Source organism: Erwinia aphidicola (genome assembly GCF_024169515.1).
Classification (GTDB): domain Bacteria; phylum Pseudomonadota; class Gammaproteobacteria; order Enterobacterales; family Enterobacteriaceae; genus Erwinia; species Erwinia aphidicola.
On record NZ_JAMKCQ010000001.1, the window covers coordinates 116,786 to 125,234 of the forward strand.

The 8,449-nt window shown below is 57.7% G+C and carries 6 protein-coding genes; 1 reads left to right on the forward strand and 5 read right to left on the reverse strand.

From position 1 onward, the window contains the following. Positions 1-5: 5 nt before the first annotated feature. On the reverse strand, positions 6-1,055 hold the full coding sequence (gene apbE, locus J2Y91_RS00520) for an FAD:protein FMN transferase ApbE (protein WP_301291972.1): 1,050 nt from the start codon (positions 1,053-1,055) through the stop codon (positions 6-8). Positions 1,056-1,522: 467 nt separating this feature from the next. Between apbE and J2Y91_RS00525 the strand changes: the two genes are divergently transcribed. Next, entirely contained in the window at positions 1,523-1,675 is a 153-nt protein-coding gene (locus J2Y91_RS00525; RefSeq protein ID WP_166643170.1) for a hypothetical protein, read from the forward strand. Between the two features lie 99 nt (positions 1,676-1,774). Here the strand turns inward: J2Y91_RS00525 and ompC are convergent, their stop codons facing one another. The 4 genes from ompC to J2Y91_RS00545 form a co-directional block, all read right to left on the reverse strand. After that, positions 1,775-2,881, reverse strand: a complete 1,107-nt coding sequence (gene ompC, locus J2Y91_RS00530) for a porin OmpC (protein ID WP_099754255.1) — start codon at positions 2,879-2,881, stop codon at positions 1,775-1,777. Positions 2,882-3,481: 600 nt separating this feature from the next. Next, positions 3,482-4,651, reverse strand: a complete 1,170-nt coding sequence (locus J2Y91_RS00535) for a beta-barrel domain-containing protein (protein ID WP_062818159.1) — start codon at positions 4,649-4,651, stop codon at positions 3,482-3,484. Beyond that, positions 4,648-6,807: a type I secretion system permease/ATPase gene (locus tag J2Y91_RS00540; RefSeq protein ID WP_062818158.1), complete on the reverse strand. Its 2,160-nt coding sequence runs from the start codon at positions 6,805-6,807 to the stop codon at positions 4,648-4,650. The genes J2Y91_RS00535 and J2Y91_RS00540 overlap by 4 nt, the downstream gene beginning before the upstream one ends. Positions 6,808-6,844: 37 nt before the next feature. Then, positions 6,845-8,200: a TolC family outer membrane protein gene (locus J2Y91_RS00545; protein ID WP_253536795.1), complete on the reverse strand. Its 1,356-nt coding sequence runs from the start codon at positions 8,198-8,200 to the stop codon at positions 6,845-6,847. Positions 8,201-8,449 lie beyond the last annotated feature (249 nt).

The window sequence follows — 8,449 nt, forward strand, 5'->3', positions numbered from 1 at the left end:
CTTAATCAGTGCGTGGAGGACGGGGTAAGAAAGGCAGCAAACTGCGGCGACATCCAGCTCTCAAAGCGATCCCCCTGCTTGTAGATCAGATACACCGCCAGTTTATCACGCAGCGCCAGCGCTTTCGCGCGCTCGGTACCCAGCACCATCAGCCCGGTATCCCAGCCATCGGCCTCCAGCGCGGTTGTGGCGATCACCGTGGCAGAAACCAGCTTGTGCTGAATCGGCTGCCCGGTTGCCGGGTCAATGACGTGCGAGATGCGCTTACCGTCCAGTTCATAATAGTTGCGATAGCTGCCGGAGGTGCTGATGCCGTGGCCCTGTAAATCGACAATTGCCTGCACCGCATTCTCTTTATCGGTCGGTTTCTGGATCGCCACCTGCCAGGCATTGCCCTGCGCGTTTTTCCCGCGCGTCAGCACTGCCCCGCCGACCGATACCAGATAGTTGTTGATCCCTTCCCGCTCCATCAGGCGCGCCAGGTGATCGGTGGCGAAGCCTTCGCCGACGGTAGAGAGATCAACATACAGCCCGGGCAGATCTTTTTGCAGCCAGGCCTGCCCGGCGCGGTTGATCACCTGCAAGTGCTGCAGGCCAGTCAGCGCGCGTGCGGCGGCGATCTGCTGCGCGTCCGGCGTTTTAACCGGCTGCTTATCCGGCCCGAAGCCCCACAAATTCACCAGCGGCCCGACGGTGATATCCATCGCGCCCTGCGTCTGCTGGCCAATGCGCAGCGACAGCGTGACGATATCCGCCATATTGTTGCTCACCGGCTGCGGGTCCGTACCGCGATAGTGATTAAACCGTGACAGCACCGAGTCATTTTTCCAGGTCGACAGCTCATGGTCGTCGTTGTCCAGCTGCTGCTGAACCGCTGTTTGCAGCGCCGCGCGCCGATCCGCTGCCACTCCGGCCAGGCTAACTCTCCAGAATGTTCCCATAGTGCGCCCTTCGAGTACCATACCATCAGGACCTTTCGATGGCTGAGGCGCGTCACAGGCTGCCAGCAAGCAAACCACCATAAAACTTAAAAAACACCGCCAATTACTCTTCATATTTGCCTGTAATCTTAATTAAAAACTGGTCCGATCCGGGTTATCGCGCAGGAAAAACTCAGATTCGAGACCTTGATCTTGCGGCGTGCTCTCACCAGGATAGTGGCTGAACAGGGCCGATCCCCGCCCCCTTTTTTCACCCTTAACAGGAGAGCCATAATGATCTATTTCGCGCTTCTCATGATTTCCACCGCACTGATTATCTTTGCGGGCTATAAGCATTACAAGCAGACACACACCCGCCAGCTGCATCGCCCGCGCTATCGCTGATGCTAACCCGGCTCCCCTGTTGGCCAGGGGAGTTGCCCTTGCGGCACTCTCTTCGTGCGCGCTGCACCGTATTAGCGCAGCTATTCTGCCCTGCCGCACCTTAATCCCGCCTCAATCGCCCCCGCTTAGCTGGCACGTTTTCTGCAAGCATGGCTGGAGACAGAAAATGTTTTCTGCTGACCGCGAGGGATACTACGATGCGCAACAAAAATTCGGTTAAAGAGAACCAGGCACGTCGTCGCCTGCTGCGTTTTTCGCTGTTTACGCTCGGTGGGATGGGGCTGGAAGGCAGTTACCTGCCAACGAAAGATCAGAGTAGTGAGAAGAAAGCGGGCGTGATTGCCGCGTAGACAGGTTGATATTGAACAGGGGCGACCGGAAAAAAAGGTCGCCCCGATGGGCCGTTCGGAAAAGACGATCGGCCCCTACAGTCGGGCCGACCCTTTTGATCAGAACTGGTAAACCAGGCCCACTGCCACCACGTCGTCGGTGTTGATACCGGCGGCTTCGGTGAAGTCGTTGCTGTCCATCAGGTTGATCTGGTAATCAACATAGGTAGACATATTTTTGTTGAAGTAGTAGGTGGCGCCCACGTCGATGTACTGCTTCAGGTTCTGGGTGCCCCAGTTCTGAATGTCGGTACCGCGTGAGGTCACGTATGCCAGGGATGGGCGCAGGCCGAAGTCGAACTGGTACTGAGCAACCAGCTCCCAGTTTTCTGCTTTATCCGCAAAGCCGTAGGCGGCTGGGTTGTCGGTGCTGCCGAAACGGGTGGCGTTGTACGATTTGGTGTACATCGCGGCCAGGTAGATATTGTTGGCATCATATTTCAGACCACCGGTGTAAGCCTCAGCTTTGTCACCGTTACCCAGCAGCGCTGCGCTGTTCTGAGTGTTGGTACGGTCGGAGGAGAACATGGCCGCACCGGCGCTGAAGCCCTGACCGAAGTCATAGGTGGCAGACAGACCGTAGCCATCACCGTTCTGCGCGGTGGCGCTGCGGTTGCCGGCGACTTCTGCATCGCTGTCGTTTTTGCCCTGGTACTGTACGGCGACGTTCAGGCCGTCAACCAGACCAAAGAAGTTGTTGTTACGGTAGGTCGCCATGCCGTTACCGCGCTGGAACATAAAGTTGTCCGCGCCGTAGGTATCGCCACCGAACTCTGGCAGCACGTCGGTCCATGCGCCGATGTCATAGGCTACGCCATAGTTACGACCATAATCGAAAGAGCCAGCATCACCAAATTTCACACCAGCAAAGCCAACACGCGTGTAGCTGTTTGCCGTACCCTGAGATTCTGCGGTGTTCAGCGCAGCCTGGTACTCCCACTGGCCGTAACCGGTCAGCTGGTCTGAAATCTGAGTTTCGCCCTTGAAGCCAAAGCGCAGGTAAGACTGGTCGCCATCGGTGCCGGAGTCGTCAGAGAAATAGTGCAGGCCGTCAACTTTACCGAAAAGGTCCAGTTTGTTGCCGTCTTTGTTATAAATTTCTGCTGCACCGGCCGATGCTGTAACCAGCAATGCCGGGACCATCAGGGAAAGAACGCGAAGTTTCATTTTATTACCCTCTCGATTATAAGTCTTATTTGCCACTGCGTGCTGAATATGGATTTGAGCACGAAGTGTCATGTTAAGCCGAGGTGAGTAATAATCTATCAGGAAAATGATACTGAATTTCCGAAAGTGTTTCATTTAAGGTAAAAATATTACAAAATGTAATTTAAGCGGAACTTTTATACAGCACAAATAGATAAAAATTATGGCATCTAAAGACAAGAAAATAAGATAAGTCCATAATTACATCAACTTAACTGGAAACCTATCCTTGCGCACTGAATGATAAAAATTTTCACCCATGTGGATGTATTATTACCCCGCTATCATCATTTTATTTCAGTATTACCTTCATTCACCCCGAATGAGTTGCCACATTTAGTATTCCCGCCGGGCTTAGTTCCCGGCATTTTTTTGCCTTTTTTCACCCAGCGTCAAAAAATGTCAATAACGGTAAAGTTAACCACGGCAACAAAATAAGTCCCCGCTTTGCCGGGAATTTACGCCAGATAACTGAAAAATATCCGGCGTGCTCCTCTCTAAATTGCCAATCAATTAAGCGCCGAAAATAACTGCCCCTTTCAGTAAGCCTGGCCGTAATATCTAACGCTCACGCAGCGACTCTTTGACTTTATTCAGCGGCTTAATCAGGTAATCCATGACGGATTTCTGGCCCGTTTTAATTTCAACATTGGCGACCATGCCCGGCACGATAGGGAATTTGCGCCCTGCTTTATTGGTCAACTCGGCTTTGTCGGTGCGCACATAGACGCGGTAGTAGTACTGATCGCGTTTGACCTCATCCTGTAAGGTATCCGGCGACACGGTTTCCACCTCGCCGTGCAGGTCGCCATAGATCGAAGAGTCATAGGCGGTCACCTTCACCGTGGCGGGTAGCCCGGGGCGGATATAGGCGATATCACGCGGGTTAATGCGCGTTTCAATCAGCAGCTGATCCTCTAACGGCACAATCTCCATCAGCTTGCCGCCAGGCTGCAGTACGCCGCCTACGGTGGTGACCTGGATATCCTTCACGATACCGCGCACCGGCGAATAGATTGTGGCGCGGGTGAGCTGATCCTCTTTACCGGTCATCACCTGCAGCTGAGCGTCGAGGTCGGCGTTATTTTTTACCTGCTCTTCACGGGCGCGTACCGCGTAGTCATTGCGCGCTTCGTCAATTTTTCCCTGCAGCTCAGTGACCTGACGCCGCAGGCGGATCACCTCTACCTGACCGGCTGCACCTTTTGCCACCAGCGGCTCAGTCATGCGCAGCTCGTCCTGCACCAGCTTTTTCGACTGTTGCAGGTTGCTAACGGTTTCCGTCAGGTTCTGGCGCCGTGACTGATAGAGCTGGGTCTCACGCGCCACCAGGTCTGGCTCTTTCAGGGTGGCTGCACTGAACTGCAGCGGTGCGCCGGTCAGCTCCGCGCGCAGGCGCTCTGCCGAGGCGCGCAGGGTGGTCGCTTTGGAGGCCGCCTCGCCGAAGTTCGACTGGAAGCGGGTCGGGTCGAGCTTTGCCAGCACCTGCCCCTTCTCCACGATGTTGCCCTCGTGCACGTTTAGCTCATCGACGATGCCGCCGTCGAGGCTTTCGATCACCTGCGCACGGCTGAGCGGGGTGACCTTGCCGGTACCGACGGTAACTTCGTCAAGAATGGCGAAGTGCGCCCAGACAATAAAGAGCACCAGCGCAGCGGTACAGATCCAGATAATGGCGGAGGTGCGCCGTTCATTTTTTTTCAGGCTGCGGTCGATCAATACCAGGCTCATGCGGCATCTCCCCGGGCGGGCGTGGCGGCCGGCGGGGTGCTGGCAGCAGTGGCACGCTTAAGAATCTCATCTTTCGGGCCGTCGGCGATGACCCGCCCGTTGTCCATCACGATAATGCGATCGACCATTTTCAGCAGCGCCGGGCGGTGGGTGACCAGCACCAGCGTGCGTCCGCTCAACCAGCCCTGCATCTGCTTAATCACATGCTCTTCCAGCTGTTCATCCATTGAAGCGGTCGGCTCATCCATCAGTACCACCTGCGGCTGGCGCAGGATCATACGGCTCAGCATCACCATCTGCCGCTGCCCGCCGGACAGCCCGCGCCCACCCTCATTAATAATGCGGTCGAGGCTGGCGGCATCCTGCTGGATCAGGCTCAGCGCCCCGCTGACGCGTAGCGCCTGCAGCATATCCTGCTCGCTGGCGTGGGGATTCCCCAGCATCAGATTCTGGCGCAGCGTGCCGAAGAACAGGCGTGAATCCTGCGACAGCCAGCCGAGCTGACGGCGCAGATCCACCGGGTCAATACGGCGCAGATCAACGCCATCGACCATCACTTTGCCCTGGCTGGCCAGTGCCTGGCCGGCCAGCAGCTTGAGCAGCGTCGATTTTCCGGCACCGACGCGGCCAAGAATGGCGATGCGCTCCCCCGGTTTAATCTGCAGCTGATTGATGGTCAGCACGTTTTTCGGGTTCTCTTCCTCATAGCTGTACTGCACGCCGCGCAGATCGTAGTGCCCGGTCAGCGTTGGGCAGTGCGCCATTTCGCCCTCCTCCGGCTGGTCGAGCGGCTTTTTCAGCAGTTCGTCCAGACCGTTCATCGCGCTTTTTGCATGCTGCCAGCGCGAGAACACCATCGTCAGCTGCATCAGCGGCGCAATGGTGCGTGAGGAGAGCATGCTGCTGGCGACCAGGGTACCGGTGGTAATTGCGCCGTCGAGCACCAGATAGACGCCGAATACCAGCATGCTGGCATAGGTCAGCTGCTGCACGCTGGAGGCCCAGCCGGTGAGCCGGGCGCCCCACAGTCGCTGCTGCATGCCGATGGCGGCGCTCACTTCATGCGTCTGCTCCCACTGGCGCTGGAAGTACGGCTCCGCCTGCAGCGATTTAATATCCTCAATCCCTTCAATGGTCTCCACCAGGATCGCGTTGCGCAGCGCCCCTTCGCGCAGCCCCTCTTTTGCCAGTTTCGCCATCGGGATCTGGATCAGCAGGCCAGGAATGACGATCAGCGGGATCGCCAGCAGCGGCACAATCACCAGCGGGCCGCCGATAAACGCCATGATAAACAGGAACAGGATGACAAACGGCATATCTGCTGCCGCCCCGACGGTGGTGGAGGTCAACAGCTCGCGCACCTGGTCTATCTCACGCAGCTGGGAGATAAACGAACCGGTGGATTTGGGCCTGGCCTCGTTGCGGATGTTCATCGCCCTGGCAAACAGCATGGAGGAGACTTTCAGGTCGATGCGCTTCCCCATCAGATCGGAAACCTGGGTACGCATCAGGCGGATAAGATATTCAATCACCGCCGCGATCAGTACGCCGCCGAACAGCACCCACAGCGTCGATTCGGACTGTGCGGGGATCACCCGGTCATAGATCTGCATCGAGAACAGGATCCCGGCCAGCGCCAGCACGTTGCCAACAATCGAGGCCAGTGAGATCTCACCAATTCGGCGCCCCATTCCTTTGAAGTTGTGCCAGAACCAGTGCTCTTTATACGGCTGAACAAATTCATCGATGCGCGCATCGCGCCCGCGCGCCGCCACGCCAACGATGCCGACCTCCTGCTGGCTCTGGGCCAGCAGCAGCGCCAGCTCGCTTTCGCGTACCACGTCGCCGCCGTCGCTCAGCCAGTAGCGGGCGTTACCTTCGCCGTCGATGGCTTCCAGCACCACCACGCTGCCGTTCTCCATGATCAGCACCACCGGCGTGACCTCCTGTCGCCAGCGGATCTTATCGCGCGGGGTCATGGTGAGATGCAGACCGAGCAGCCCGGCCAGGCGCTCCAGCTGCTGAGGCGGGCTGAGGTGTTCGAACCAGCGCATCTGCTGACGCAGGGTTTTTCCATCGGCCGGCTTACCGAAGCGCGCCGCCACGCGCAGCATGGCATCGATCCAGTTTTCGGTGGTTGCGGTTTGTTTCGTCATAGAACTGCCTTATCTGGTTGTCATGCACACGGCCGCTTTACAGCGACGGCAGCGTTTGCCCACTGTTTGCTTCACGATCGATGCCTAAAATATCCAGCAGATTGTCGACGGCGGCAGCGTAGCGGACCGTGGCATCCCAGCCGTCGTACAGCGCCGTCAGGCGGCCGCTGTCGGCCTGAAAGACATCCTGCTCCACGCTAAGCAGGTCATTCAGGCTGCGTTTGTTCAGTTTGTACTCATCGGCGTAGACCGAACGCGTATGATCCGCGCTGTCCAGCTGCATCTCACCCGCCTGCTGGCGCTGCTGCGCGCCGATCATGTCGGCGTAGGCGGTGGAGGCATTCTGGTTGATTTGCAGCTTTGACTGCTGGATGGCGGCTTCGGCGGCTTCGCGGTCGCCCTCGGCGGCGCGGGTTTTGGCATTAACCAGCCCGCCCTGATAGAGCGGCGCTTCGACCTGCAGTTGCAGCTCGTCGTCCCAGTAAGAGCGGCTCTGGTTTTCATAGCGGGTGCGCCCCGCCTGCACTTTGATGGTCGGCCAGTGGTTGGAGGAGGCCTGGCGCACGCGCTCCATCGCCGCTTCCTGCTTGGCCTGCGCGCTGCGCACCGCAGCGCTTTTCTCATAGGCAATCTTATCCAGCGTGACCTGCTGGTTGAGCAGTGCCTTCGGCAGTTCCGGCAGATTGTCGGACATCACTCCGGTCAGCACCGTCAGCTGCGCGCGCGCCGAGCGCTCCTGCGCACGATACTGCTCCATGCTGGCGTTCATCCCGGCGATGCGCGTTGACGCCTGCAATACGTCGGACTGCGAGCTAAGCCCGGCGTCGGCGCGCAGTTTCGCCATGTCGCGCACCCGCTCCAGCGAGCGAATGTTGGCGCGCGCGGCCTCCACCAGCGCCTGGTAGCGCTTGACCGACAGATAGGCTTGCAGCGTGTCCTGCGCCACGGTGGTCATGGTGTCGTAAAGGGCATATTGATAGGCTTCAGAGAGCTTGTGCTGTTCATCAATCGCCCCGCCGGTGCGGCCAAAGTCATACAGCAGCTGGCTGAGGGTGATGCCGCCAGAAGCGCTGTTGTTCAGGCTGCCTGCGGAGTCGGTCTGCTGCGAGCGCCCACCGCTGGCCGCCAGCGAGATTTGCGGATACCACGCGCTTTTCGCCGCATCGAGATCGGCGTCGCCAACACGAATTTGTGCGGCAGCTTCAGAAATTTTCGGGTTGCGGGCAAAAGCGCGCAGGATGGCATCGCGCAGGGTCAGGGTAGCAATCTGTTCTTCGGTCGGTGCCGCGCGCCAGTTAAATGCCGCGACCGGCTGCTGTTGCGCGGCCAGCGCCGTCTGACTACTCAGGCAGGTGGCAAGAATAATAACCGCGCCACGGGCGGAATTAGCCATTGAACTCTCCTTAATACCCCGGAAAAATGAAAAACGCCCGCGGAAAAACACAAGCTGTGCTGTTTCTTCCCACGTATCACGTTGGCCAGCATCACAACCATGATGCCAGGCTTTACCCGGTGTGCTTAAGGATTACCATGTAATCCGTAACAAGAATAAATTGGCTCAGTGCCAAAAAAATGCAAAGAATTTTCATGCCGTTATCAATACCGGCGTCGTTGAGTGCCAGTTTCAATACTGGGTTGACTG

What these genes read in the sequence shown, in the direction of transcription:
- apbE (WP_301291972.1), bottom strand. Translation starts at nt 1,055, where the DNA reads ATGAAGAGTAATTGGCGGTGTTTTTTAAGTTTTATGGTGGTTTGCTTG.
- J2Y91_RS00525 (WP_166643170.1), top strand. Translation starts at nt 1,523, where the DNA reads ATGCGCAACAAAAATTCGGTTAAAGAGAACCAGGCACGTCGTCGCCTG.
- ompC (WP_099754255.1), bottom strand. Translation starts at nt 2,881, where the DNA reads ATGAAACTTCGCGTTCTTTCCCTGATGGTCCCGGCATTGCTGGTTACA.
- J2Y91_RS00535 (WP_062818159.1), bottom strand. Translation starts at nt 4,651, where the DNA reads ATGAGCCTGGTATTGATCGACCGCAGCCTGAAAAAAAATGAACGGCGC.
- J2Y91_RS00540 (WP_062818158.1), bottom strand. Translation starts at nt 6,807, where the DNA reads ATGACGAAACAAACCGCAACCACCGAAAACTGGATCGATGCCATGCTG.
- J2Y91_RS00545 (WP_253536795.1), bottom strand. Translation starts at nt 8,200, where the DNA reads ATGGCTAATTCCGCCCGTGGCGCGGTTATTATTCTTGCCACCTGCCTG.